The organism is Amycolatopsis sp. NBC_01286 (assembly GCF_035982555.1).
Classification (GTDB): domain Bacteria; phylum Actinomycetota; class Actinomycetes; order Mycobacteriales; family Pseudonocardiaceae; genus Amycolatopsis.
The window spans coordinates 5,768,700-5,794,406 of sequence record NZ_CP108428.1 but is presented as its reverse complement, the minus strand read 5'-3'; the positions used below and the strand labels follow the sequence as shown (position 1 = coordinate 5,794,406).

25 protein-coding genes are annotated in these 25,707 nt (G+C 73.8%); 10 read left to right on the top strand and 15 right to left on the bottom strand.

What is annotated here, in order from left to right; genetic code table 11:
- The first annotated feature begins 2 nt into the window (after positions 1 to 2).
- The 4 genes from OG570_RS27860 to OG570_RS27845 all read left to right on the top strand — a co-directional run bounded on the left by OG570_RS27860 (position 3) and on the right by OG570_RS27845 (position 4,399).
- On the top strand, positions 3 to 1,481 hold the full coding sequence (locus tag OG570_RS27860) for an aldehyde dehydrogenase (RefSeq protein WP_326952141.1): 1,479 nt from the start codon (positions 3 to 5) through the stop codon (positions 1,479 to 1,481).
- Between the two features lie 141 nt (positions 1,482 to 1,622).
- Positions 1,623 to 2,804: a nucleotide disphospho-sugar-binding domain-containing protein gene (locus tag OG570_RS27855; protein WP_326952140.1), complete on the top strand. Its 1,182-nt coding sequence runs from the start codon at positions 1,623 to 1,625 to the stop codon at positions 2,802 to 2,804.
- 62 nt (positions 2,805 to 2,866) lie between these two features.
- Positions 2,867 to 3,160: a putative quinol monooxygenase gene (locus OG570_RS27850; protein ID WP_326952139.1), complete on the top strand. Its 294-nt coding sequence runs from the start codon at positions 2,867 to 2,869 to the stop codon at positions 3,158 to 3,160.
- 84 nt (positions 3,161 to 3,244) lie between these two features.
- Positions 3,245 to 4,399, top strand: coding sequence for a serine hydrolase domain-containing protein (locus tag OG570_RS27845; protein ID WP_326960178.1), 1,155 nt, complete (start codon positions 3,245 to 3,247; stop codon positions 4,397 to 4,399).
- Here the strand turns inward: OG570_RS27845 and OG570_RS27840 are convergent.
- The 6 genes from OG570_RS27840 to OG570_RS27815 form a co-directional block, all read right to left on the bottom strand.
- Positions 4,377 to 5,084 carry a GNAT family N-acetyltransferase gene (locus OG570_RS27840; protein WP_326952138.1) on the bottom strand — a complete coding sequence of 236 codons (708 nt, stop codon included), beginning with the start codon at positions 5,082 to 5,084 and terminating at the stop codon, positions 4,377 to 4,379. The genes OG570_RS27845 and OG570_RS27840 overlap by 23 nt on opposite strands.
- A gap of 88 nt (positions 5,085 to 5,172) precedes the next feature.
- On the bottom strand, positions 5,173 to 5,364 hold the full coding sequence (locus OG570_RS27835) for a ferredoxin (protein WP_247053821.1): 192 nt from the start codon (positions 5,362 to 5,364) through the stop codon (positions 5,173 to 5,175).
- Complete coding sequence (locus OG570_RS27830; protein ID WP_326952137.1) at positions 5,361 to 6,491, bottom strand: NADH-ubiquinone oxidoreductase-F iron-sulfur binding region domain-containing protein; 1,131 nt, start codon at positions 6,489 to 6,491, stop codon at positions 5,361 to 5,363. Before OG570_RS27830 ends, OG570_RS27835 begins: the two co-directional genes overlap by 4 nt.
- Positions 6,488 to 7,057, bottom strand: a complete 570-nt coding sequence (locus tag OG570_RS27825) for a ferric reductase-like transmembrane domain-containing protein (protein ID WP_326952136.1) — start codon at positions 7,055 to 7,057, stop codon at positions 6,488 to 6,490. The genes OG570_RS27830 and OG570_RS27825 overlap by 4 nt, the downstream gene beginning before the upstream one ends.
- Positions 7,054 to 7,980, bottom strand: coding sequence for an FAD:protein FMN transferase (locus OG570_RS27820; protein WP_326952135.1), 927 nt, complete (start codon positions 7,978 to 7,980; stop codon positions 7,054 to 7,056). The genes OG570_RS27825 and OG570_RS27820 overlap by 4 nt, the downstream gene beginning before the upstream one ends.
- On the bottom strand, positions 7,977 to 8,246 hold the full coding sequence (locus OG570_RS27815; RefSeq protein ID WP_326952133.1) for a hypothetical protein: 270 nt from the start codon (positions 8,244 to 8,246) through the stop codon (positions 7,977 to 7,979). The genes OG570_RS27820 and OG570_RS27815 overlap by 4 nt, the downstream gene beginning before the upstream one ends.
- A 256-nt stretch (positions 8,247 to 8,502) precedes the next feature.
- Between OG570_RS27815 and OG570_RS27810 the strand changes: the two genes are divergently transcribed.
- From OG570_RS27810 to OG570_RS27800, 3 genes are read left to right on the top strand one after another with little or no spacing between them, the layout of a single operon-like run.
- Positions 8,503 to 9,375, top strand: a complete 873-nt coding sequence (locus tag OG570_RS27810; RefSeq protein ID WP_326952132.1) for an alkaline phosphatase family protein — start codon at positions 8,503 to 8,505, stop codon at positions 9,373 to 9,375.
- A gap of 4 nt (positions 9,376 to 9,379) precedes the next feature.
- Positions 9,380 to 10,627 (top strand): MFS transporter, encoded by a 1,248-nt coding sequence (locus OG570_RS27805; protein ID WP_326952131.1) that lies wholly within the window; start codon positions 9,380 to 9,382, stop codon positions 10,625 to 10,627.
- Positions 10,624 to 11,604, top strand: a complete 981-nt coding sequence (locus tag OG570_RS27800) for a TolB family protein (RefSeq protein ID WP_326952130.1) — start codon at positions 10,624 to 10,626, stop codon at positions 11,602 to 11,604. The genes OG570_RS27805 and OG570_RS27800 overlap by 4 nt, the downstream gene beginning before the upstream one ends.
- Here OG570_RS27800 and OG570_RS27795 read toward each other — a convergent pair.
- The 3 genes from OG570_RS27795 to OG570_RS27785 form a co-directional block, all read right to left on the bottom strand.
- Positions 11,594 to 11,944 (bottom strand): hypothetical protein, encoded by a 351-nt coding sequence (locus OG570_RS27795; RefSeq protein ID WP_326952129.1) that lies wholly within the window; start codon positions 11,942 to 11,944, stop codon positions 11,594 to 11,596. The genes OG570_RS27800 and OG570_RS27795 overlap by 11 nt on opposite strands.
- A gap of 146 nt (positions 11,945 to 12,090) precedes the next feature.
- Entirely contained in the window at positions 12,091 to 12,510 is a 420-nt protein-coding gene (locus OG570_RS27790) for a hypothetical protein (RefSeq protein WP_326952128.1), read from the bottom strand.
- A 474-nt stretch (positions 12,511 to 12,984) separates the two neighbouring features.
- Positions 12,985 to 14,307 carry a tannase/feruloyl esterase family alpha/beta hydrolase gene (locus OG570_RS27785; protein WP_326960176.1) on the bottom strand — a complete coding sequence of 441 codons (1,323 nt, stop codon included), beginning with the start codon at positions 14,305 to 14,307 and terminating at the stop codon, positions 12,985 to 12,987.
- A gap of 188 nt (positions 14,308 to 14,495) precedes the next feature.
- On the opposite strand from OG570_RS27785, the gene OG570_RS27780 reads away from it, so the two are divergent.
- On the top strand, positions 14,496 to 15,698 hold the full coding sequence (locus OG570_RS27780) for an extracellular catalytic domain type 1 short-chain-length polyhydroxyalkanoate depolymerase (RefSeq protein ID WP_326952127.1): 1,203 nt from the start codon (positions 14,496 to 14,498) through the stop codon (positions 15,696 to 15,698).
- Here OG570_RS27780 and OG570_RS27775 read toward each other — a convergent pair.
- Together OG570_RS27775 and OG570_RS27770 are read right to left on the bottom strand one after the other, a co-directional pair.
- Complete coding sequence (locus OG570_RS27775; RefSeq protein ID WP_326952126.1) at positions 15,695 to 17,818, bottom strand: TOMM precursor leader peptide-binding protein; 2,124 nt, start codon at positions 17,816 to 17,818, stop codon at positions 15,695 to 15,697. The two genes, OG570_RS27780 and OG570_RS27775, sit on opposite strands and share 4 nt — an antisense overlap.
- Positions 17,819 to 17,999: 181 nt before the next feature.
- On the bottom strand, positions 18,000 to 18,290 hold the full coding sequence (locus OG570_RS27770; RefSeq protein WP_326952125.1) for a hypothetical protein: 291 nt from the start codon (positions 18,288 to 18,290) through the stop codon (positions 18,000 to 18,002).
- 81 nt (positions 18,291 to 18,371) lie between these two features.
- On the opposite strand from OG570_RS27770, the gene OG570_RS27765 reads away from it, so the two are divergent.
- Positions 18,372 to 19,346: a DUF5937 family protein gene (locus OG570_RS27765; RefSeq protein ID WP_326952124.1), complete on the top strand. Its 975-nt coding sequence runs from the start codon at positions 18,372 to 18,374 to the stop codon at positions 19,344 to 19,346.
- Between the two features lie 85 nt (positions 19,347 to 19,431).
- On the opposite strand, the gene OG570_RS27760 is transcribed toward OG570_RS27765, so the two are convergent.
- Positions 19,432 to 19,950, bottom strand: a complete 519-nt coding sequence (locus OG570_RS27760; protein WP_442788331.1) for a TetR/AcrR family transcriptional regulator — start codon at positions 19,948 to 19,950, stop codon at positions 19,432 to 19,434.
- 94 nt (positions 19,951 to 20,044) lie between these two features.
- Between OG570_RS27760 and OG570_RS27755 the strand changes: the two genes are divergently transcribed.
- Complete coding sequence (locus tag OG570_RS27755; RefSeq protein WP_326952122.1) at positions 20,045 to 20,932, top strand: NADP-dependent oxidoreductase; 888 nt, start codon at positions 20,045 to 20,047, stop codon at positions 20,930 to 20,932.
- Between the two features lie 743 nt (positions 20,933 to 21,675).
- Here OG570_RS27755 and OG570_RS27750 read toward each other — a convergent pair.
- Genes OG570_RS27750 through OG570_RS27740 form a run of 3 tightly spaced genes read right to left on the bottom strand, consistent with a single transcriptional unit; the run spans position 21,676 to position 25,687 of the window.
- Entirely contained in the window at positions 21,676 to 23,550 is a 1,875-nt protein-coding gene (locus OG570_RS27750; protein WP_326952121.1) for a helix-turn-helix domain-containing protein, read from the bottom strand.
- Position 23,551: 1 nt separating this feature from the next.
- Positions 23,552 to 24,880, bottom strand: a complete 1,329-nt coding sequence (locus OG570_RS27745; RefSeq protein WP_326960174.1) for an MFS transporter — start codon at positions 24,878 to 24,880, stop codon at positions 23,552 to 23,554.
- A 57-nt stretch (positions 24,881 to 24,937) separates the two neighbouring features.
- Positions 24,938 to 25,687 (bottom strand): 3-hydroxybutyrate dehydrogenase, encoded by a 750-nt coding sequence (locus tag OG570_RS27740; RefSeq protein WP_326952120.1) that lies wholly within the window; start codon positions 25,685 to 25,687, stop codon positions 24,938 to 24,940.
- Positions 25,688 to 25,707 lie beyond the last annotated feature (20 nt).

Genomic DNA, 25,707 nt, shown 5'->3' with positions numbered 1-25,707 from the left:
CCATGAGCGCACAGTTACCGACCTTCTCCCTGGTGATCGACGGCAAGGCCGTCGGCGCCCGCTCCGGGCGCACCTTCGAGTCGCAGAACCCCTACACCGGGCAGCCGTGGGCGGTCGTGCCGGACGGCGGGCCTGAGGACGTCGACGACGCCGTCGCGGCGGCCCGGGCGGCGCTCGACGGCGAGTGGGGCGCGATGACGGGGTTCGCGCGGGCCGCGTTGCTGCACCGGCTCGGCGACCTCATCGGCGAGCACGCCGAGCGGCTCGCCCGGCTCGAGGTGAACGACTCCGGCAAGCTCCACCGCGAGATGCTCGGCCAGCTGACCGGCCTTGGCGGCTGGTACCACTACTACGCGGGCCTGGCCGACAAGATCGAAGGCCGTCAGATCCCGGCGCCGAACCCGGACTACCTCGTCTACACCCGCCGCGAGCCGGTCGGGGTGGTCGCGGCCATCACGCCGTGGAACTCACCGTTGCTGCTGCTCACCTGGAAGCTCGCGCCCGCGCTGGCCGCGGGGTGCACGGTGGTCGTGAAGCCGTCCGAGCACGCCCCCGTCTCGACGCTCGGGCTGGCCGAGCTGATCACCGAGGCCGGGTTCCCGCCCGGCGTCGTCAACGTCGTCACCGGCCTGTCGCGCGAGACGGGCGCGGCGCTCGCCGGGCACCCGGGCGTCGACAAGGTCGCGTTCACCGGCTCGACCGCCACCGGCCGGGCCGTCGCGGTGGCGGCCGCGGCGAACCTGAACCAGGTCACGCTGGAGCTGGGCGGCAAGTCGCCGCAGGTGGTGTTCCCCGACGCCGACCTCGCCGCGGCCGCGAACGGCGTCATCGCCGGCGTGTTCGCCGCCACCGGCCAGACGTGCATGGCCGGCTCGCGGCTGATCGTGCACGCCGACGTCCACGACGAGCTGATCCGCCTGATCGCCGAGCGCGCGTCGGCCATCAAGCTGGGCGACCCGGCCGAGCCCGCCACCGAGATGGGCCCGGTCGCGAACGCGCCGCAGTACGCGAAGGTGCTGCACTACCTGGAAACCGCGACGGCCGAGGGCGCGACCGTCGCCTGCGGCGGCGTGCCCGACCCCGGGCTGGGCGGGCTGTTCGTCCAGCCGACCGTGCTCACCGGCGTCACGCCGGAGTCGACGATCTTCCGCGAGGAGGTGTTCGGGCCGGTGCTGGCCGCGTGTGCGTTCACTGACGAGGCCGAGGCGATCCGCCTGGCCAACGACACGCCCTACGGCCTCGCCGGCGCGGTGTGGACGAAGGACGTGCACCGCGCCCACCGCGTCGCCGCGAAGCTCAAGGCCGGCACCGTGTGGGTGAACGCCTACCGCGTGGTGGCGCCGTCCGTGCCGTTCGGCGGGGTCAAGGATTCGGGGCTGGGCCGGGAGAACGGCGTCCACGCGATCGACGAGTACCTGACCGACAAGGCCGTGTGGATCGAGCTGTCCGGCGGCACCCGCGACCCCTTCACGCTGGGGTGACGATCGTTCTGTCCACTGTGGACAAGCGCGCGGCGGGGATCCCCGCTTCCCCTTCCAAGGTATAGCCGAGAGGGGGACTTGCGGCAAGGCCCCGGTGCGGGTCCACACTTCGGGCTCACTTCCACCCGAGGGGATTCCCACATGCGTGTCTTGCTGTCCACGATCGGTTCGCGGGGCGAGGTCCAGCCGGTCCTGGCGCTGGCTTCGGAGCTCCGGGCGCTCGGCCAGGACGTCCGCCTGTGCGTGCCGCCCGACTTCCGCGACTGGCTCTCCGGGCTCGGGTTCGCCGTCACCCCGATCGGGCCCGAGCTGCGCGGGAGGGGCCGTCCGGCGGCCGGTGACCTGCGAAGACTGGCCGAAGAGACGGTCGCCGCCCAGTTCGTCACGGTCGCGGAGGCGGCCGAGGGCTGTGACGTGATCGTGGCCGCCGGCGCCTTACAGCTCGCCGCCCGCTCGATCGCCGAGCGGCTGGGTGTCGCCTACGTCTACGCGAGCTTCTGCCCCATCACGCTGCCGTCGGAGCGGCATTCGCCGCCGCCGATGCCGTGGCGGTCGGCGGACACGCCGCGCGCCCGGTGGGCCGAGGACGCCCGGCACCTGAACGCGACGTTCGGGCCGACGCTGAACGCGCACCGCGTGGCGTCCGGGCTCGCGCCGGTCGACGAGCTGCAGAGCCACGTGTTCACCGACCGGCCGTGGCTCGCGGCCGACGCCGCACTGGCTCCCTGGCCCGGCCCGGCGGGCGTCGTCCAGACGGGTGCCTGGATCCACCCCGACTCGCGGCCGTTGCCGGAGGAAGTACGGGAGTTCCTGGACGCGGGCGAGCCGCCGGTGTACTTCGGCTTCGGCAGCATGAGCGCGGAAGCGGGCCTCGCGGAAGCGATGCTGGCCGCGGCCCGCGCGCACGGCCGCCGGGCGATCATCGCCCGCGGCTGGGCCGACCTGGCGGTGGCGGACGCGGCGCCGGACTGCCTGGGCATCGGCGAGATCAACCAGCAGGCGTTGTTCCCGCGCGTCGCGGCGGCCGTCCACCACGGCGGCGCGGGCACCACGACGACGGCGGCCCGCGCGGGGGCGGCGCAGGTCGTCGCACCGCGGATGTACGACCAGTTCTCCTTCGCCGACCGGGTCCGCGACCTGGGTATCGGCGCGGCGCACGCACCGGGCGCGCTGACGGCGGAGTCGCTGGCCGCGGCCCTCGGGACGGCGCTGGCGCCGCAGGTAGCGGCCCGGGCGCGGGAGTTCGCGGGCCGGGTCCGGGTGGACGGCGCGAGCGTCGCGGCCCAGCGCCTGCTGACGACGGCTCCCGTCGCGTCGGCCTGAGGTGTCTGTCCTGCGGGCGGCCGTTCGTCGGGGCAGTATCCACCACAGGAAAGGACTTCACCATGACTGTGATCGTCGCCGGCCCGGTGTTCGTCGAGCCCACCGACCGGGACCGGGTCGTCGCCGGGCTCCGGGTCGTCGTCGAGGCGGCGCGGCGGTACCCGGGCTGCCTCGACGTCTCGATCTCCCCCGACCCGCTCGACCCGGCCCGGGTGAACATCTTCGAGCACTGGGAGACGCCGGAGATCCTGGACGCCTGGCGCGCGATCGCCCCGCCGCCGACGTTCCCGGCGGAGATCAAGGAGGACCGGGTCCGCAAGCACGTCGTCACCCGGTCCGGCCCGGCTTTCGACTAGCGGTTCCGGAAAACCCGGGGGTCCGGACGCCTGCTGGCCTCATGGATCGCGGCTGCGGCCCTCGTTAGCGTCGCTTTCGTGAGGATGAGACGAACAGCCTTAGTCGCGGCCGTGATCGCGACGGCCGGCCTGACGACCGCGACCCAAGCCGCCGCGAGCACGCAGCTGGAACAACTCGCCCGGAACCTGGTGGCCGCCGGCGCGCCGGGGGTGATCGTGCGGGTGGACGACGGGCGCGGGCGGCCCGTCGAGATCGCCGAGCACGCGCCCTGGGCGCACCGGCTCGAGGGCGGGGACGAGTTCCGGATGGGGTCGAACACCAAGACCGTCATGGCCACCATCACCCTGCAGCTCGTGGCCGAACACCGGCTCGCGCTGAGTGATCCCGCCGGGAAGTGGTTGCCGGGCACGGCATCCGGCGTCACGCTGCGCATGCTGCTGAACCACACCAGCGGCCTGTCCGACTACGCCGAAGACCCCGCTCTCCGGGGCGCGATCCTCGGCAAGGATCCCCATCGGTGGACCGCCGCCGAGCTGTTCGCCGTCGGGGCCGGGCACCCACCGCTGTTCGCGCCGGGCACGGACTGGTCCTACAGCAACACGAACTACGCGGCCATCGGCGTGATCCTGGAACGCGTCACCGGCACGAGCCTCGCCGACCTCGTGCGCGACCGGATCGCCCGGCCGCTGCACCTGGCGCACACCTACCTGCCCGCCGACGGCTCCTGGCGCGGCCGGCACGCGCACGGCTACGAACCGGACGCCGCCCACATGCCACCGGCGGTGCCCGCGGAGTTCACCGACGTCGCCGGGACGCCCCGGGCCGGGCACGTGGACGTCTCCGGCAACGACCCGGGCTGGGGCGCCTCGGCCGGAGCGATCGTGAGCAGCGCGCCGGACTGGGCGCGCTTCTACACCGCGTTGATGTCCGGAAAGCTGCTGCCCGCGGCACAACTGGCCGAAATGCGCACGGTCGTCGGCCCCGGCTACGGGCTGGGGATACTGACCGCCACCACCCCGTGCGGCACCTTCTGGGGCCACGACGGCGGGATCACCGGTTACTCCAGCAGCACCATCACCGACAGCACCGGCCGCCGCACCGCGACGATCCTCGTCCCGACGGAATTCCTCTACGAGTTCGACGCCGATCCGGCGCTGGCCGAAGCCCAGCGGGCGCTGCAGAACGCCGTGACCTGCGCGATGTTCGGCAAGCCGGTCAGCGCAGGTCCAGCCACATGACGCGCAGGCCGACGTCGCCCCGCTCCGGGTGGCGGAACGCGCCGGGTGCCGTGCCGAGGGTGACGAACCCGAGGCTCTCGTAGAGCCGGATCGCGGCGGTGTTCACGTCGACGACGGCGTTGAACTGGATCGCCGCGAACCCGGTGCGCCGGGCCCAGCCGACCAGGTCCGTGGCGAGGGCCCGGCCCACCCCGGTGCCCCGTGCCCCCGCGGCGACCATCAGGCTGCCGGAGGCGATGTGGCTGCCGGGCCCGGGCCGGTTGGCGTACATGTTCGCGGTCCCGGTCACGCGCTCCCCCTCGGTCGCGACGACCACCCGGCCGGGCGCGGCCACCAGCCACATCCGCCGGGCGTCGGCCTCGCTCATGGCCGGGTCGTAGGGGAACGTCTCCTGCTCGGTGCAGATGTCGTGGACGATCGGCCAGATCGCCGGCCAGTCTTGCGCGCGGGCCTCGCGGATCACCCGCGCCGCCCCGGGCCGTAGCACCAGCGCGCACGGGGACTGCCCCACCGGTGGCGCACTGCGGGTGGCCAGGAGGAACCCCCGCGCCGCGACGACGTCCCGCGCGTCGCGTGTCTGTCCGAAAAGGACGAACACCGCGCCGTGCTGCGGAACCGCCGGGGCGCCGGCGCCCGCGACGCACGCCAGGACGCCCGGCACAGCGCGGTGTCGGGCGGGGCCCACACGCCGTCCAGGCCGCGATCGACGAGTTCCTCGTTCATGGTTCCCGAGGTTAACGAGCGGCAGGCCGCCTCACGAGCGATTTACCGCGTCACTTCCGCAGCCGCATGGCCAGCACCGGGCACGCCGCGGCGGCGCGGCGGGCGTCCGCCACCAGCGCCGGCGGGACCGGGCCCGCGGCCAGCACCGGGTAACCCCATTCGTCGAGCCGGATCCGTTCCGGGAGCAGGTCCGCGCACAGCCCGTGGGCGCGGCAGCCGATCGGATCCACCGAGAGCTTCACGCCACACCCGCCGGGACCCGGCAGCGGCCGCCGGCCAGGTGCGCCGCGACGTCGGCCTCGAACGTCCGCAACGCCGATGCCGCGAGGCGGGCCGCGCCGTCCGGGTGGGCGCACGCGCCGCGGCCGGTCAGCAACGGGATGCGACGCGCCAGGCGTCCGGTCGCGTCGCCGCCGCGGAGCAGCTCGGCGAAGTCCGCCGCGATCGCCGGGAGGCCGAACATGCACGGCCCGCACTGCCGCGCCGACTCCGCCGCGAGGAACGCCAGGACCTTCGCCGTGTAGTCGAGACCGCAGGCCGACGCCGGCAGGACGTGCACCGCCGCGATCCCGGACAAGGCGCCGCGCAGATCGGCCGTCCAGGTCCCGCCGTACCCGCCGACGAGCACCGCCTGGACCGGCTCGGTCTCGCCGCCGGCCGCCGCGAGCACCTCCGACAAGGCAGCACCCGCCCGGACCGGGATGACACCGGGGCTGCGGACCGCGCCGGTCACCGTGACCAGGTCCGTCCGCGCCGCGCGGTAGTGGTGCGGGCCGAGCAGGACGACGAGCGCGAGCTGCGCCAGGGTGTCGACGTTGTCCACCAGCGTCGGCCGGCCGCGCACCCCGCGCTCGGCGGGCCGCGGGTGTTTGCCGAGCGGCCGCGCGTCGCCGGAGGTCAGGTAGTGGACCAGCGCCGACTCCTCGCTGGCGACGTACCGGCGCGGGATCTCCGCGACGCGCACCGGCACGCGGTCGTCGCGCTCGGCGAGCGCCGTGGCGATGCTCCCGAGCACCGGGCTGCCGGCGTGCACGCACAAGATCGTTTCGGTCGCGCCGATCGCGTGCGCGGCGAGCTGCAGGCCGTCCAGCACGAGGTGCGGGGACAGCGCGAGCAACGCGGCGTCCTTCCGGCTCAACGGGTCGCCTTCGCAGCCATTCGCGACGACGATCGAGCGCTGGGCCCGGGCCGCGCGCAGCTTGACCGCCGTCGGGAAACCGCCACCGCCGCGGCCGCGCAGGTCCGCCGCCGCGACAGCGTCGATCAGCCGGTCGCGGCCGTCGTCGCCGTGGTAGGCGATCCACGGCACGACGCCGTGGTGACGCCGGTGGCCGGCCAGGTCCAGCCGGTGCGGAGTCAGGGTGTTCATCGGGTGCCTCCGAGCGGGGAGAGCTTGCGGGTTTCGGTGTCGGCGTGCCGGGTGCCGGCGCGGAAGGCGATCCCGCCGAGCACGGCGAGCACGCACAGGACGTCGAGCGCGATCAGCCAGCCGTGCGCGGCGTCGCTCTCGGCCATGCCGATGCCGTGCGTCAGCGCGACCGGCCAGCAGAGGTAGGCCAGCCAGTGCACGGCTTTCCACGCCTTCGCCGGGATGCGGGTGCGCACCAGGCTGGTGACGACGATCGCGAGCAGCAGGTCGATCGCGACGGCGCCGAGGCCGACCCAGAACGGCTGGTAGGCCGAGCCGAACGGGAGCACGACGTCGAGCCAGCTCAGCGAGACGTACCCGTCGAGAATGGCCGACGCGATGTGCGCGACGAGGAACACGAGGCTGGTCAAGGCCAGGTTCCGGTGGACCGCGGCGACGGTGAACCGCGGCCACTCCCGCGTCGCGAACCGGCCGGCGCCGAGCGCGCCGAGGACGACGACGGCGGTGAAGAGCACCAGCGACACGAGCCCGGTCGCGCGGCTGAAGTACCAGACGGCGGAGCTCACGACGCCTCCCGCAGCTCGGTCTCGCGCGGCCAGCCCGGGGTCGTGACGACATCGCCGCCCACGCCGACGAGCCGCGCGGGCAGGCCGCGCTCGGCGAGCCACGACGGGGCCGCGTCACCGAGGACTACCGCCGCCGTGCTCGCGGTGTTGGCGTCCACAGTGGACTTCGCCGCGACGGAAACCGTGCGCCAGCGCGGTTTCGGCACGTCGCCGGTGCGCGGGTCGACGATGTGGTGGACCGTGCGGCCGCCACGCCGCCAGCGTCGCCGGGTGGTCCCGGACGTCGCGAGCCCGCCGTCGGACAGCGCGACGGTCGTGGCCGGCCAGGTGACGGCGCCGGCGTGGTCGTCGCCGATCGCGACCTGCCAGCCGCCCGCGGGCGCCGGGCCCGCGACGCGGAGGTCGCCGCCGAGGTTCACCAGCGTCCCGCAGCCGGTGGCGGTGTGGATCCGGCGGGCCGCGCGGTCGGCGGCCAGGGCTTTCGCCGTCGCGCCGAGGTCGAGGTGGACGCCCCGGGGCAGCACGACCAGCGCGCGCACCGGGTCGAACAGCACCCGGTGCCAGCCGGGCGCGGGCGCCGCCGCACCGAGCGGCCCGTCGGTGACGGCGGCGAAGTCGCGGTCGTAGCCCAGCGCCCGCACGGCCGTGCCGACGGTCGGGTCGACCAGCCCGCCGGTGAGCCGGGCCGCGCGCAGGGCGGCGGCGAGGGCTTCGGTGAGCAGCGGGCCGACCCGGACCTGCCGGCCGGCGACGTCGTACAGCCGGGAGATCTCGGAGTCGGCGCGGAACCGGCTGCAGGCCGCGTCGACCGCGTCGAGTTCGTCACGCAGGAGTTCGACGGCCGTTTCGAGCTGCGCCGGGTCGGTGACGAGCACCTCGGCGGTGGTGCCGAGCGCGCGGAACGCCGTGGCGGCCGGGGTCACGACGCACCCGAGCCGGTGTGCGCGCTGCTGCCCGAACCGGAGCCGACGCCGCTGTCGGAGGACTGCAGCTGGTCCTGCGAGGTCGTGTTGTCGGTGCTGGTCGTGGTCTGCGTGGTGGTGTCGTCGGCGGCGTTCGCCGACGACAGGCCGAAGCCGATCGCGCCGACGGCGGCCGCGCCGAGCACGGCGGCAGCCGCGGTGGCCAGCGCGGCCTTGCGGCGGCCGTGCTCGCGGCGGGCGGTCCTGGCTGACGTTTCGGGGTCCATGGGAACGAGTTTCGGCGCCGCTCCTGTGAGCCTCCTGGGTACAACCTGTCAGATCCCTACTCCCTGATCCGCACTACCAAAGGAGGTTGACGCCGGACAGGCATTCACCCACTCTTTCTCTTGTCCGACGGTGGTTTCCCGGTGTTCACGCGCTGGACCGCAGCACGGCACGCACCGGCTCCCTGCTCTCGGCACCATGAGGCGCTCCCACCACGAAGCCCGCGGCCGGGCCGGCCGCTCCAGCGCTGGAGGACCCATGATCCGCAAGCGGATCTTCGCCGTGTTCGCCGCGGCCGCCCTCGTCACGACCGGCGCCGTCACGGCGGCCGTCGTCACCCGGGCGGCCGACCCCGCCGTCGAGCCGACGGCCGCGAGCGTGCCCGCGTTCGACCACGTCGTCCTGGTGATGTTCGAGAACAAGAAGTACTCGTCGATCAACGGCAGTTCCAGCGCGCCCTACTTCAACACCCTCGCGTCGCAGAGCGCGAAGTTCACGAACTCGTTCGCGATCACGCACCCGAGCCAGCCCAACTACGTCGCGCTGTTCTCCGGCGCGACGCAGGGTGTCACCAGCGACAGCTGCCCGGCCAACCTGGGGGCCAAGGACAACCTGGGCCAGCAGCTGATCGGCGCCGGGAAGACGTTCAAGGGCTACTCCGAGTCGATGCCCTCGGACGGCTACACCGGCTGCTCCAGCGGCACCTACATGCGCAAGCACAACAGCTGGGTGGACTTCAGCAACGTCCCGGCGGCGAGCAACGTGCGCTACACGAGCTTCCCCGCCGATTTCACCCAGCTGCCGACGGTCGCCTTCGTGACGCCGAACATGTGCAGCGACATGCACGACTGCGCCGTCGGCACCGGCGACACCTGGCTGAAGAACAACCTCGACGCGTACGCGCAGTGGGCCAAGACGCACAACAGCCTGCTGATCACCACCTTCGACGAGGACAGCGGCACGTCGGTCAACCAGATCTTCACCTCGTTCACCGGCGCGCACGTCAAGGTCGGCAGCTACAGCGAATCGATCAACCACTACACGGTGCTGCGCACGATCGAGGCGTCCTACGGCCTGCCCGGCATCGGCGGCGCCGCGAGCAAGTCGCCGATCCTCGACGTCTGGCAGTAACCGCGTGTACCTCTCCACCATCGGCCGCCGCGAGCACGCCGCGACGGGGTCGCGGCGCACGCTCTCGGCGGTGGGTGCGAACGTCTTCGCGCTCGGCGCCGTCAGCCTCGTCACCGACGTCTCCTCGGAGATGGTCACCGCGATCCTGCCGGTCTACCTGGTGCTCGGCCTACACCTGAGCCCGGCGGCGTACGGCCTCTTCGACGGCCTCTACACCGGCGCGACGGCGTTGCTGCGGCTCGTCGGCGGCTACGTCGCGGACCGGGTGCGACGGCGCAAGGCCGTGGCCGGCGTGGGTTACGCGCTGTCCGCGGTGATGAAGCTCGGCCTGCTCGCGGCCGGGGCGTCGGCGACGGCGATCGGCGCCGTGATCACCCTGGACCGCACCGGCAAGGGCCTGCGGACGGCGCCCCGCGACGCGCTGATCACGTTGTCGGCGCCCGAACCGCTGCTCGGCCGGGCGTTCGGCGCGCACCGCGCGATGGACAGCGTGGGCGCGTTCGCCGGGCCGCTGGTCGCGCTCGGCGTCCTCGCGGCGGTCGGGGCCACCAACCCCGAGGCGTTCGACGCGGTGTTCGTCGTCAGCTTCTGCATCGCGGCGATCGGCGTGCTGCTGCTGGTGCTGTTCGTGCGCGACCGCCGGACCCCGCGGACGGCCGCCGCGGTGTCACCCCGCGCGGCGCTGGGGCTCCTGCGCGGCCGCGGCGTCCGGCGGCTGCTGGTCGCGGCGTGCGTGCTCGGGCTGGCGACCGTCGGCGACGGCTTCGTCTACCTGCTGCTGCAGCACAAGGAGGACGTCGCGACCGGCTGGTTCCCGCTGCTCGCGGTCGGCACGAACCTCAGCTACCTGCTGCTCGCGGCGCCGCTGGGCGCGCTTGCCGACCGGATCGGGCGGCTGCCGGTGGTGCTCGGCGGGTACGGCGCGCTGGCCGTCGTCTACCTGCTGCTGGCCGGGCCGGTGTCCGGCTGGCCGCTGTTCGCGCTGGCCCTGGCGTTGTACGGCGCGTTCTACGCGGCGACCGACGGCGTGCTCATGGCGCTGGCCGGGCCGCTGCTGCCGGAAGCGTTGCGCACGACCGGGATTTCGCTGGTGCAGACGGCGCAAGCGCTTGCGTACTTCGCCTCGTCCGTCCTTTTCGGACTGGCCTGGCAGTTCTGGGGCGCCGAGCTCGCGATCGGCGTCGCGGCCGGCGCGGCGGTGGTCGCGATCGGCGTCACGTTCGTGGTCCTGTCCCCGCGGAGGCCTGCGTGAAGGCGCGGATCCTGATCGCCCTCGCCGGGGTGCTCGTGCTGGCCGGGGTGGCCGTCGCGTACGTCGGGTTCGCGAGCGCGCGCAACCACGACGTCACGGCGACCGGTGCGGTCAGCCTCGCGCCCGGGCCGCGGCTGCTGTTCCGGAGCACCGCGGACGCCGACCGCGGGCACGTCGCCACCGTGGCGGCCACCGACCCCGGCGGCGCGCGGACGGTGTCGCCGCTGTCGTGCGCCCGGGTGTACGCGGCCGGCGGCACCGGGCTCTGCCTGCGCCCGGACGGCGACCTGACCACCTACCAGCTGGTGGTCCTCGACGCGCGGCTCGCGTCCCAGCGGGAGATCCCGCTGGTCGGGCTGCCGAACCGGGCGCGGGTGTCGGCGAGCGGCCGGATGCTGGCGTGGACGGTGTTCGTCACGGGCGACTCGTACAACGGCGGGATGTTCTCGACGCGCGCCGGCATCCTCGACACGGCGACCGGCGACCTGGCGGGCACGCTGGAGGACTACGCGGTGACGCTCGACGGCCGGCCGTACCAGGCCGCCGACCTCAACTTCTGGGGCGTGACGTTCACCCGCGACGACCGCCACTTCTACGCGACGATGTCCACGGCCGGCCACCGCTACCTGGTCACGGGCGACTTCGCGGCGCACACGATCCGCACGCTGCGCGAGAACGTCGAGTGCCCGTCACTCTCCCCGGACGGCACGCGGGTGGCGTTCAAGTCCGCGATCGACGCCGACCCGGCGAAGGGCTGGCGCCTGTCGGTCCTGGACCTGACCCGTTCGGCGGTGACGCCGCTGGCGGAGACCCGCAGCGTGGACGACCAGCCGGCCTGGCTGGACAACCACACGATCGGGTACGGCATCCCCCGCGGCCCGGGCCACTCGGACGTGTGGTCGGTCCCGGCGGACGGCACGGGTACGGCCCGGCTGCTGATCCCGGACGCGGACTCCCCCGCCGCCCTCAGCCCGTGACGACCAGCCATTCGACACCGATGACGACCGCGTAGAGCACCACACCGACGGCGAGGCCCAGCCAAGGCGTCCGGTCGAGCTTCACGACCGTCGCCCAGGCGGCCACGATCGAGACGAGCCACCCGGCGAGGGGAAACCAGAAGAGGACACCCTGCCCGGAAGGACTGCAGACGAAGGTCACCGCGTCCGGGCGGCACGAGTCACCGCTCATGGCCCCGGCGGCGCCGAACAGGAGCGCGAACAGCAACCCGGCGAGGACCAGCACCCAGCAGGCCGCCACGAACCCCACCCCGCGCGACGGCCGCTCGGGTCCGTCCAGGAAGCTGCCGCCGGTGACCACCCGGTCACCCTACGGCGGCGGCGGTGACGCAGCACGGCGCCGCCTTCCGGGCCCGCCGCGGCGCTCGGCTGGGGTTCGAATGTCCTGAAGGGCACCCTCAGGGACGTGCAGTCCCTGAGGGTGCCCTTCAGGACATCGAGCCGGGGTCAGTCCATCTTGCGGAGGCCGTCCAGGATGCGGCGCATCAGGTCGTTGTCCGGGGGTGCGAACGCGAACCGCGAGACCGGGATGGCGGCCGAGGCCGAGAAGGCTCCCGACGACGGGCGGGGTGGCGGGATCGTGCGGGGCAGCCGCCACGGGAGGCGGTCGGGTGAGGAGTCGCGGCCGAGCTGCTCGGGGATCGGCAGGGTCGGGAGCGCGATCGTGCCCGCCTCGGCGAACCGGCGGGCGGCCTGCTCGAACCGGAGGCGGGCCTGGATGCCGGCCACGGTCCAGTCGGGTTCGGGTTCCGGCTCGGCCGGGCCGGGGTGCGGACGGCGTTCGAGCACGATCGCCCAGGCCGCGGCGGCGAGCACCGGCAGCAGCAGCCCGGCGACGATCGCGAGGCCGGGCAGATCCGCGGCCATCAGGCGGCCCCGGCGACGGGTAGCAGCATGAGGTTCACTTCCGGACGGACGGTTCTTCCGAAGCATGCGCGGCACCTGGATATTCGACGTAATCGATTGTTCGCGGACCCCGATGCCTATCATGAACGACGTACAACGGTCCCGCAAGCGGCCGAACGGGGTCGCCCGTCCGGGCGGTGAAACGGCTGGTCAGAGCGATTTTGCGATGGCTGGACCAAGCCCCTCACCAGGTAGTACGCGCACGAGTCCGATCCGGTTCACTTTTCTTTCCCATGGCAGGCGCACGGCGTCGCGGCGGGCTACCCGGAATGCAAATTCCGCACCGCCGCCGGCCGGCGGCACCGCAGCCGCCGGAGTCCGAGATCACCCGGCGGAGGGACAGGCCGGGCTCTCGTTCACGTCCGTGAATGCCACATCGAGGGACACTATGTCCCTCGATGTGGCATTCACGGACTGTGGGGCTGTCGGCGATCGTCAGCCGAGCGAGCAGGCGCGGGCCAGGTCCGCCGGGGTCGCTCCGGCGGGCCGGGCGATCGTCGCCGACGCCGGCGGGCGCACCCCGCGCAGCCAGCCGGCCAGCGCGTCGAACGCCGTCCGGAAGCACGGGCCCAGCGGCCGCAGCAACGCGGGGAACTGGTCGACCAGGCCGTCGACGTGGTTGCCGCCGTCGATCCGGTAGTAGCGGTGGAGTGCGCCAAGGCCCGCGTCGGTGATCAGCCGGTCGTAGGCGTCCGAGTCGCGGGTGATCGGCAGCAGCGTGTCCAGGGTGCCGTGCAGGGTGAGCAGCGGCTTGCCGATCCGGCCGGTCAGGGAGATCCGCTCCACCGCGCGGGCCACCGGCGCGGGCCGGGCCGCGTACGCGTAGTCCGCGTCGCACGACGGCGTCCCGCTCGCGCAGAACGGGACGCCCGCCGCGAGCGCGCCGTCGAACGACGGGTCGACCTCTTCCCGGTAGATCCGCTGGGTCAGGTCCCAGTAGACGCGGTAGTGGTAGTCCCACAGGAACTCCGACCCGGGCGCGAACCCGGCGTCCAGAATGGACTGGTGGGCGGCCGCGGAACCCGCCGCGTAGGCGGGATAAGCACGCATCGCGGGCGGCAGGAACGTGAACAGGTTCGGCCCGTCGGCGCGCCAGAGCGTCCCCTCCCAGTCGACGCCGCCGTCGTAGAGCCACGCCCGGTTCTCCAGCTGCCACCGCACCAGGTAGCCGCCGTTCGACAGCCCGGCGGCCAGTGTCCGCGCCGGCGGCCGGCCGTAGTGCAGCAGCGCGGCCGCCTTCGCGGCCAGGGTCAGCTGGGTGACGCGCGTGTTCCACTCGGCCAGCGCGTCCCCGGGCCGGACGCCGTCGTCGTAGAACGCGGCGCCGGTGTTGCCCTTGTCGGTCGCGGCGAACGCGTAGCCCTCGGCCAGCACCTGGTCGCCGATCGCGCGGTCGTTCGCGTACTGCCGCCGCGTCCCGGGCGAGCCGGACACCACCAGGCCGCCGTTCCAGCGGTCCGGCAGGCGCAGCACGAACTGCGCGTCGTGGTTCCAGCCGTGGTTGGTGTTCGTCGCCGACGTGTCCGGGAAGTAGCCGTCGACCTGGACGCCGGGCACCCGGCCGGGCACCGGCAGGCCCGCCGACGTCAGCCCGGCCCAGTCCGCCTCGACGGTGTGACCGGACGCGAGCGTGCCGGTCGTCGTCAGGTCGGCCAAGTGGACGGCGACCTGCTTTTCGGCGCCGGGCACGAAGACCCGCGCACTCGTGGCGGACGCCGGTGCGGGCACCGCCGTCGCCAGAACGGAAACCAGCACCACAGCAAGCCAACCGCGCACGGTCCACCTCCGGTCTCGGGTGAACCGAACCCAAGCGTGCCCGGACGCCGGGAACCACCCGGGCCGCCACCATGAATCCCCGCGCCGATGTGGTGCGCGGCCACATGGTCAGGCCGTCGCGGCCGACCTAACGTCGTCGGAAACCCTCTCAACGCCGAGAAGGAATCCCCATGCGCAAACTCGCTTTCGCCGGGCTCGCCGCGATCACCGCCGCCGTGCTCACCACCGTCGGGGTGGCGTCCGCCGACCCGCCCGCGGCCTCCCTCGTCCAGATCTCGTCGTTCGGCGCCAACCCGGGCGCGCTGGCGATGTACACCTACACCCCCAGCGCCCTCGAAACCGGGCGCCCGGTCGTCGTGGCGCTGCACGGCTGCACGCAGAGCGCGGCGGACTACTACGCCCACTCCGGCTGGCCCGCGCTGGCCGACCGGTGGCGCTTCGAGGTGGTGTTCCCGCAGCAGTCCACCGCGAACAACTCGCTGAAGTGCTTCAACTGGTTCGGCACCGCGGACGACACCCGGGGCAACGGCGAGGCCGCGTCCGTCAAGTCCATGGTGGACAAGGCGATCGGCGACCACGGCTCGGACCGCTCCCGCGTGTTCGTCACGGGCTTGTCGGCCGGTGGCGGCATGACGGCCGACCTCCTGGCCGCCTACCCGGACGTCTTCGCCGGCGGCGGCATCAACGCCGGGCTGCCCGCGCAGTGCGCCACCAGCGTCACGCAGGCCACGAACTGCCAGCAGAACAACCAGAACCTGACGCCGGCGCAGTGGGCCTCGCGCGTCACGGCGCAGTACCCGGGCTACGGCGGGCCGTGGCCGCGCGTCGCGATCTGGCAGGGCACCGGCGACTACACGGTCTACCCGGTCAACGGCACCGAGCTGCGCGACCAGTGGACCGCGGTGCACGGCCTCTCCCAGACGCCGACGAGCACCCAGTCCCTGCCGGGCGGCACGACGTTGACGGCCTACGGCGACAAGGTCCAGCTGTACTCGATCGCGGGCATGGGCCACGGCACCGCGGTCGACCCCGGCACCGGCACGACGCAGTGCGGCAGCACCGGCGCGTACTTCCTCGCCGGGATCTGCTCCAGCTACTACACGGGCGTGTTCTTCGGGCTGGACAAGGGATCCGGGACCACTCCCCCGCCGACGACGACAACGCCGACCACGACCACCACCCCGCCGCCGTCGGGTGCCTGCGTGTCGGCCAGCAACTACGCCCACACCCAGGCGGGCCGCGCGCACCAGAGCAGCGGCCAGACCTACTCGAACGGCTCCAACCAGGCGATGGGCCTGTGGAACACGTTCACGGTCCACGCGCTGCGCGAGACGTCGTCGGGCTACTGGGTCCTCGCCGACGGGCAGTGTTAGAGGAAGATCGGCATCGGGTTGAGGTCGTCGTACGCCGTGGGCTCGGTCACCCGGCCGAGCCGCACGGGGACGTCGTAGAGCCGGCCGGGCGCGAACCGGGGCCGGAAGCCACGCATGCCGGGGACGATCACCTTGACCACGGGCAGGCCGATGTCCGGGCGCGTCTGGTCGAGCAGGAACACCTCCAGCCCGGCGCGTTCCAGCCGGTCCTGCAGTGATCGCACGTCCGCCAGCAGGTCGGGCGTGTAGGTGTAGCCGTAGTCGCCGGGGCCGAGCGCGGCGCTCGCCGGATCGGGCACCAGGTACGGCTGGTTCGCCACCGCAGCCTCCCGCGACCAGCGCGAGCCGTCGGGGAACGCGGGCAGCAGCTGGTTCAGCTCGGTGAGCGCGCGCCGCAGCGCGACGGCCGGATCGAGGTGCGCGCCGAAGCCGAACGCGATCTCCTCGAGTGGCCCGCCGGTGCGCCGGGAGACCGCGGCCATCACCGGCACACCCAGGTCGGACGTCACGTCCAGCACCCACAGCTCGCGCCCCAGGCCGGCGTAGGCCGCCCGCAGCTCGGCGAGCCAGGGATCGCCGAACGCGGCCAGGTCGACCCCGGGCTGCCGCGTGCGGTTGTACCACCACAGCGCGACGGCGTCGCGTTCCACGACCTCCAGCATCCCCTGCAGCGTCGCGTCCTCCAGGCTGCTGCCGGCGGCGTTGCCGTTGGAGTCGGCGAACACCGGGCCGGCGGGCACGCCGAAGTACAGCAGCGCGGCCGGGAACAACCGGTGCTCGCCGCGGGTCAGCGACCACACCGGCGTCCAGTCGAGGACGGCGTCCTCGTCGAACGGGTCGCCGTCGATCTGGCGTTCGTGGAACAGCAGGCAGGTGCCGGGGTGCACGGCCGCGGCGCCGAGCGCGCGGAAGCTGCCCCGCACCCGTTCCTCGTCACCGTCGTGGTGGCCGCTGTGGCGTTCGAGGGCCTCGCACAGCGCGCCCACCTCGGCTTCGATCGGGGTGACGCCCTTGCCGCCGTTCTCACTCCGCAGCGCTGTGCGGAGCCCCTTGGCGCCGCGGCGGCCCAGCGCGACGTTGGGGCCGGCGAGGTACGAGGCGAACAGGGCCGGGCCCCGCGTGTCACGGCGAAGCTCCTTGACGACGCCGGTCACCGGGCTGACCAGGTGCCGGTAGGCGGCGAGGACCTCTTCCGGCGGCCGGGACCGGTGCCCGCCCCCGGCGAGGTGGGCCTTGGGCCGGGACTCCAGCCGCACGGGCCGGCGCGTCCGCTCCCGCACCAGGTCCGGCCGGCCGCAGGAGCGGCACTGCGGCCGGGCGCGCACGGCGTGCCGTTCGCCGGTCAGATCGCGGCTGTCGAACGTCCACAGCGTCCGCTGGCCCGGGTACCGCAGCCCGGCGAGCCACTTGGCCGCCTCCAGCGCCACCAGGTTGAGCGCGACCGCGGTGAGCGGGGCGAACGCCACCGCCGGCCGCGGCAGCGGACCGGCCAGCCCCAGCGTGTCGCGCACGTGCGCCTCGGCGGGACGGTTGCCCCACAACCGCGTGGCGAGGCAGTGCCAGCACGGACCGTCCCTCGGCGTGAAGAACGGGCCGATCCACAGCCGCGCGCCGACGGTCTTGGCCGGCAGCCACGGCCGGCCCAGCGCGCGGTGCTCGGCGTCCACATCGGACAGATGAGCGGCGAGGTAGTCGTCGCACAGCACCACGGACAGGTCCGCGGCCCCGTCGATCTCGAGCCCGGCCGCCCGCAAGGCGGCCGCGGCCGCGGAGTCGGGGTCCGCTCCCCGCAACGCGATCCGGCCGCCTTGGCCACCGGCGGCGCCCGCCGCGTCCCAGTAAGCCGGGTCCGTGCCGGGCTGCCGCAGGGCGACCAGCCCCGCTTCGGCGAGGTCATCCAGGACCCCGGCCGCCTCGTCGGCGGGGACGTCGCCGGGCAGCGCGCGGCGCAGCGCCGCGAAGTCCCGGGTGCCGTCGAGCAACGGGACCAGCGACTCCAGGTGCGGCCCGCGCAACGCCGTGGCGTCGTCCTCGGACACCACGTACACCGCGTCGCCGGGCACCACGGTGACGCTCAGGTGACGCTTGAACCCGACCAGCGGACCGGGCGGATCGGTCACCGTGAGATCGGCGGCAGCTCATCCTTGCAGGGACTGACCGAGGTGTCTCCGAAGCACGCGACGCACATCCTCACCGCCCCCGGCTCGGCTGTGCGCCGGCCGTCGAGCCGGTCGACCGTCAGGCCGGGAACAGCGGCCGGTCCGGTGCCGAACGCCGATGTGAGCGCGTGTCTGAACTCGTTCACGAATCCCCCTCGGATCGCTGATCGCGGACGGCCATCGTCGCCCGGGTCACCGGGGACGCGCCAGGGCCGGCCGGGGGAACGGGGTGGCCGAAACCGGACACCACGAAGACCACCGTCGTCACCTCGATCCGCCGGATACACCCCTGCGGCGTGGGACGGCAGGGCGCGCCGATCCGGCGGACCGCGACCGGCTGCCAGGTCAGCGACGGCCCGCACGGGGGCGTCGGGGGAACCGGCGTCACGGGAAGCAGCGCGAGCACCGGCCAGAGGATTCGCCACACCCCCATCACCCAACCCGGCGGGAGCGCGGAACCGGAAAGCATTCGAGCCGGTTCAAATCCGCCGCGCCCGCTGCTACCGTCGACCCGGTGTTCACGCTGCGGGTCGACGCCGAGACGGTGTCCCGGACCCGCCTGTCGCCGTCACCGGCGTCGGAGTCAGTGGCGTGGCTGAAGCTCGTCGCCGGCTCGGGACGGCACGCGGTCTTCGGGGATCCCGGGCCGCTCGCCCGCGCGTCGCTCGCCCACCCGGACGTCGCCCTGCTCGCGGAGCTGCTGCCGCGGGGCGGTGACGGCTACACCCCCGACCTGCTCACGCCGCAGCCGGGCGCGGGCACCGGGCCGCGCGAGCTGCTCGACGAGCAGCTCGCCCGGATCGAGGCGACGGCGCAGGACGACCTCGAGTTCCAGATCCTCGACGGCACCCGGGCCCACTGGAGCCGGCCGCTCCCCACCGCGATCCGCCGGATCGCGGAGTCGGGGCGGATGCAGCACCGCCTCGCCGCGGGGCTGGCCCGGTTCTGGCGCGACGCCCTGTCCGAGGGCTGGCCCGAGCTGCGCTCGATCATCGACCAGGACATCGCCCACCGCGCGCAGACCCTCGTCGGCCACGGCGTCGGCCGGGTGCTCGCCACCCTGCACCCCGACATCGGCTGGACGGGCGACGCGATCACCTTCGACGCGCGGTGGGAGGGCGAAATCGACGTCGCGGGCCGGGATCTGGTCCTCGCTCCCAGCGTTCTCGGCTGGCCCGGCGCCGTCATCCAGGTCGACGTGCCCGGGCAGGTCGTGCTCTACTACCCGGCCCACCGGGTCGGCGCCGGCCGCGACCGCAAACCGGCCACGATCGCGCGGGTGGTGGGCGTCGCCCGCGCGGCACTGCTGGCGGACCTCGAGACCGCCCGGTCGACCGCGGAGCTCGCCACCCGGATCGGCTACACCCCGGGCACGGTGTCCTACCACCTCAGCGCCCTGCACCGCGCGGGTCTCGTCAGCAAGGTCCGCGACGGCCGTTTCGTTCTGTACCAACGGACTTCCGAGGCGGGCGTTCTCACCGAGGGCTAGGCCGACGCACCGGCTTTCCGGAACCACCGGGTTGAGCAGCCCCCGTTTTCCACGCTACCGAAGGGCACCGACAGGTCCCCGGGAGCTAGCCGGCGAGCAGGCCCGTCAGCAGCACCCCGGTCAGCTGCCGGGCCACCGACGTCGTCCGCGCCGACGTGATCGCCATCAGCGCGACGCGCGCGTCGTCGACCGAGACGCGGGGGCGCAGCACGCCTTCGGCGCGGGCCCGCTCGACCAGCCGGCCGAACGCCTCGGCGTGCTCGCGGCGGCGGTCGGCGAACGCCGGGCCGCCCAGCGCCTCGACCAGCCCGCGCTCCTGGACCTGCCACTCACCGAAGCGGTGGAACGTCCGGGTCAGCGCGCGGCGGCTGTCCGGGTCGGCGAGCGCGGCCCGCAGCTGCTGCCCGCACCGCTCGACCTGGCCGGCGAGCACGGCGGCGAGGAGGTCGTCGCGGGACGGGAAGTGCCGGTGGACCGTCGCCGGGGCCAGCCCCGCGCGCCGGGCGATCTCGCGCACCGGCAGATCCGCGCCGTCCCGCGCGAACGCCGCGTGCGCGACCGTCACCAGGTGACGCCGGTTGTGTTCGGCGTCCACCCGGCGCATCCGAGTCGGTTCGTCCCGCACGGCTCTCACTTCCCGCTCGTCACCCCTGCTCACTCCTACCGTAGGCGCAGACGTCCCGAGACGAGGAGTGATCGTGTTCGCAGCTTTCTTCGAGCGGTTCGGCCCGCCCGGGGTCCTGTCCGTCGGTGCGCTGCCGGAGCCGCACGCCGGCCCGGGCGAGGTCCGGATCCGCGTGCGGGCGGCCGGGGTGTCGCCCGTCGACCTGGCGATCCGCGCCGGGAGGTCGCGCTCGCCCATCACCTTGCCGCACATCCCCGGCGTGGACGCGGCGGGCGTCGTCGACGAAGGTCCCGGGATCGGCGACGAGGTGTTCGGCGCGGTCGACGTCGCCCGCCTCGGCGGGGCGAGCGCCGAGTTCGCGGTCCTCGCGTTCTGGGCGCCGAAACCGCCGTCGATGCCGTGGGAGCAGGCCGGTGGCGCCGCGTCCGGCGTCGAGACGGCGACCCGCGCGCTCGACCTCCTGGCCGTCGGCCCGGGTTCGACGCTGCTGATCGACGGCGCGACCGGCGGGGTCGGCAGCCTCGCCGTCGGCCTGGCCCTGGCCCGCGGCGCGCGGGTGCTCGGCACCGGCGCCCCGGAGAACCGCGACTTCCTCGCCGAGCTGGGTGCCGAGCCCGTCGACTACGGCCCCGGCCTGCGCGAACGCGTCACCGGGCCGGTCGACGCGGCTCTCGACGTCGCCGGGAAGGGGTCACTACCGGAGCTGATCGAGCTGACCGGAACGCCGTCGAAGGTGGTCACGCTCGCCGACTTCAGCGGCCCCGAGCACGGCGTCCGCGTTTCGGTCGGCGCGCTCGGCGGTCAGCCGGACGGGCGGCACGGTCTCGCGCGGGCTGCCGCGCTGTTCGAGGAGGGACGCTTCCGCGTGCCGGTGCAGGCGGTGTTCCCGCTGGCCGAAGCGGCCGCGGCGCACGCGGTGGCCGGGCCGCGGCGGGGCAAGATCGTGCTCGCCGTGCCCTAGCCCGCTGATGGCCGACGATCAGCGCGACGATCGCGGCGACCGAGAGCACCGCCAGGAACGCGGCGGGGGTGACCGGCAGGCCGAAGTCGTCGACAAGCCAGTACCCGAGGTCCGAGCCGTTGATGTCACCCCCGAAGGTCATGACCGTGCCGAAGCCGACCGTCACGGGCAGCAGCCACGAGCGGGTGAGGATCTCCACCCGCGACGGCCACGCCGGTCCCGGCAGGAGCACGCCGGCCGTCGCCGTCAGCGGCAGGACCGCGAACGGCCACACCAAGGCGCCCAGCAGCACGGCCGCCGAGCCGAGCAGGGTCAGCAGCACGATCGACGTGTGGATGCCGAAGTCCTCGTCGAGCGAGGGCGTCGACGCCGGAGTGGCCACGAGCATCACCACGAGCCCGGCCGCCACCGGGCCGAACCACGCGACCGCCGCCCGCCAGCCGGTGGGCCCGCCGTCCCGCGACGACCAGGAGTCGATGTCGCACACCAGTTTCCCGCGCGGTGAAAGGTCCGCGCGGACGTACACGGCCAGCGACACCTGGAGCAGGCCGTTGACGGCGTAGGCACCCAGCAGGATCGCCACACCGGTGCCATGGCTGTCGACGTCGCCGTCGAGGAAGAACGCGAAGTAGCCCCACAGGCCCGCGACCGTCGCCGCGGCGGCGACGGCGAGTTCGGGCAGGGCGCGGATCCTCATGGGAGGAGCAGGGTATCCGCCGGGAGCGCGGCCCGGTGTGGGTCGTTCAACCGAGGCGGTGCAGGCGCAGCGCCAGCTGGATCTCCAGGGCCCGGTCCGGCGCCTGCCAGTCCTCCCCCAGCAGTGACGCGATCCGTTCCAGCCGCTGCACGACGGTGTTGACGTGGACGTGCAGCACGTCCTTCGTCCGCGCCAGTTGCGAACCGCTCGCGAAGTACGCGCGCAGCGTCGCGACCAGCTCGGTGCCCCGGCGCTCGTCGTAGCCGAGGACCGGGCCGAGCGTCGCGCGGACGAACGCGCCGAGGTCGGCCTGGTCGCCGAGCAGCTGGCCGAGGAAGCCGAGGCCGGCCATGTCCGCGCCCTCGCCGGCGCGGCCGAGCGCGAGCAGCGCCCGCACGCACCGCGCCGCTTCGGCGTGGGCCGCGGCCAGGGCTTCGGGCCCCGCGCCGGGACCGGCCGCGCCGACGGTGACCGGGCGCCCGGTCACCGCGCCGAGGTCGGCGGCGACGCGGCGGGCCAGCTCGCCCGGATCGCCGGTGCCCAGCAGGACGACCTCCTCCGCGTGCACGCCGACCAGCGTCGCGTGCCGGACGGCGGCGCTCGCGAGCCGTCGCCGGGAGACGTCGTCGGCGTGCACGACCAGCACCGCGTGCGGCACGGCGAGGTCGATGCCGAGCCGTCGGCCGCGGGCGAGCAGCGCGCGCGGGTTTCGGCCGGGCGCGGTGAGCAGGTCGGTCAGCAGCTCGCCGCGGACCTCGTCCTCGGCCCGGACCACCGACCGCCGCAGCATGAGCAGCAACGCCGTCACGACGCCGGCGCGTTCGAACAGCCGCCGGTCCGGGTCGGCGAGGTCCGCCCGGCCGGTCAGCACCAGGCTGCCGAGCAGCTCCGGCCCGGCCTGCACCGAGCAGACCCAGGAGTCCGCATCGGACACCGTGGGCACGGCCCGGCCCGCCGCCCGCGACGCGGCGAGCGCGGCCGGGTCGTGGCGCGCCGGGTCCGCCGAGTGCGCCAGGACGGCGCCTTCGGTGTCGAACACCGTGAGGGCGCCGCGCAGCACCCCGGCGACCGCCGCCGCGACGTCCGGCAGGTCGCCGCCGCGCAGCACCAGGTCGGTGAGGCGGTCGTGCGCGTCTTCGGCACGTTCCATCGCCTCGTTGTGCGCGCGGATCGTCGCGTTGGCCTCGTTGAGCTCCGCGACGGCGCGGCGCGTCTGGTCGAGGAGGTTCGCGCTGTCCAGGGCGATCGCCGCGTGGTCGGCCAGCGACGACAGCAGCGCCACTTCGTCCGCGGAGAACTCGCGCGCACTGCGGTCGGACGCGAAGAGCACGCCGAGCACCTTCGAGCCGATGGCCAGCGGGACGCCGAGGATCGCGGTCAGGCCTTCGTCCTTGACGCCGGAGTCGATGTGACGGGTGTGCCGGAAGCGTTCGTCGGTGAAGTAGTCCGCCGTCGAGTACGGCCGCGCGGTCTGCGCGACGAGCCCGCCGAGGCCCTCGCCCATGCCGAGCACGATCTGCTGGAACTCCGCCGACACCGAGCCGTCGCTGACCCGGATGTAGGTCTTGCCCTCGGCCTCGTTGTTGAGGCTGAGATACGAGACGTCGACGCCGAGCAGCGCCCGCGCGCGGCGGACGATCGAGCGCAGCACGGTGTCCGGTTCGGACAGTCCGGCCAGCTCGCTCGCGGTGTCGAACAACGCGACCAGCTGCGCCTCGCGCCGCCGGTGCTCGGCCAGCGTCTCGCGGATCCGCAGGGCCAGCTCGCCCGCGTTGGCCAGCGCGGTCAGGTCGGCGGCGCCGAGGGCGCCCTCGGCGCGCGCGGCCACGACGACGTGCGCCAGCTGCTCGGTGCTCGCCCCGGAGGCGAGCAGGTCGAGCAGCCGGCGCAGCGCGTCCGAGGGTGCGGTCACGGCGGTCATGCTAGGGCGAAACGGTCGCCGTCTCCGCTTGGACGTCGTCGTCGTGCAGGGATTCGCCGCGGGTCTCGCGGGAAGCGAGCAGCGCGACGACCGTGATCAGGCACATCGCGGCGACGTACAGCGACACCGGAATCGTGCTGCCCCAGCTCTGGAACAGCGCCACGGCGATCAGCGGCGCGACGGCCCCGGCCGCGATCGACGACAGCTGCCCGCCGACGGAAAGGCCGGTGTAGCGGACGCGGGTCGGGAACTGCTCGGCGAAGAAGGCGGCCTGCGGCCCGTACATCGCGCCGTGCAGCGCCAGCCCGACGGTCGTCGCCAGCACGATCACGGCGGCCGACTTCGTGTCCAGCAGCGCGAAGAACGCGAAGCCCCACAAGGCCATGCCGATCGCGCCGAACAAGTACACCGGACGCCGGCCGACGCGGTCCGAGAGCGCGCCCCACAACGGGATCGTCACGAAGTGCACGGCCGAGCCGATCAGCACCGCGCTCAGGCCGAGGCCCTTCGCCAGGTGCAGCCCGGTCGTGACGTACACCAGGATGAACGCCGTCAGCACGTAGTAGGAGACGTTCTCGGCCATCCGCGCGCCGATCGTGACGAGCACCTGGCGCCAGCTGTCGCGGAAGACCTCGACGACGGGGACGTGCTTCCCGGGCCGTTCCTCGGCGCGGCGCTGGGCGGCCAGGAACACCGGCGACTCCGAGACGGCCAGCCGGATCCACAGGCCGATCACCAGCAGCACCCCGGAAAGCAGGAACGGGACCCGCCAGCCCCAGGCCAGGAACGTCGCGTCGGACTGCGTGGCGGACAGGATCGCCAGCACGCCGGTGGCGAGCAGGTTGCCGCCGGGCGCGCCGCACTGCGGCCACGACGCCCAGAACCCGCGGCGCTTCGCGTCCCCGTGCTCGGAGACGATCAGCACCGCGCCACCCCATTCGCCGCCGAGCGCGAAGCCCTGGACCAGGCGCAGCAGCGTGAGCAGGACCGGCGCGGCGACGCCCGCGGTGGCGTAGGTCGGCAGCACGCCCATCAGGCAGGTCGAGCCGCCCATCAGGACCAGGCTGAAGATCAGGAGCTTCTTCCGGCCGAGCCGGTCGCCGTAGTGGCCGAAGACGAGCCCGCCGATCGGCCGCGCGAGGAACCCGACGGCGTAGGTGAGGAACGCCAGCAGCGTGCCGGTGAGCGGGTTCGCCGTCGGGAAGAACACCTTGTTGAACACCAGCGCGGCGGCGGAGGTGTAGAGGAAGAAGTCGTACCACTCGATGGTGGTGCCGATCAGGCTCGCGCCGACGATCTTGGCGATCGCCGACCGCGGGGGCTGGCTCACTGCGGCGTGCGATTCGGCGTCCAAAACGGGCTCCACTTCCTTGTGGCGGGACGGGTTCTAGGCGGCGGTCCAGCCGCCGTCGAGCGGGATGGAGGCCCCGGTGACGTGGCCGGCGTGCGGCGAGCACAGCCACGTCACCAGGGAAGCGACGTCCCCGGGTTCGATGAGCTTCTTGATCGCGGCGCGCTTGAGGAGGACCTCGGCGACGACGTCCTCACGCGGGATGTCGTGCTCGGCGGCCTGCGCGTCGATCTGCCCGTCGACGAGCGGGGTGCGGACGTAGCCGGGGTTGACGCAGTTGCTGGTGACGCCGTGTTCCGCGCCCTCCAGCGCGGCGACCTTGGAAAGCCCTTCGAGCCCGTGCTTCGCGGTGACGTACGCGGCTTTGTAGGCGGAGGCGCGAAGCCCGTGGACGCTCGACATGTTGACGATCCGCCCCCAGCCCCGCGCGTACATCGACGGGAGGCTCCGCCGGATGAGCAGGAAGGGTGCGGTGACCATCAGCGCCTGGATCCGCGCGAACTGCGCGGGCGGGAAGTCTTCGAGCGGCGCGACGTGCTGGATCCCGGCGTTGTTGACCAGGATGTCGACCTCGGCCGGGAGCGCGTCGATGGCCCCGGCGTCGGTGAGGTCGACGGCGTGCGCCCACCCCCCGACCTCGGTGGCCGCGGCCTCGGCGTTCTCCGCGTCGACGTCGACGACGTGCACCTTGGCCCCGGCCGCGGCGAGGGCGCGGACGCAGGCCAGGCCGATACCGCCGGCCCCGCCGGTGACGAGGGCGGTGCGCCCGTCCAGATCGCTGGTCATGGACGGGAACGGTAAGCGCG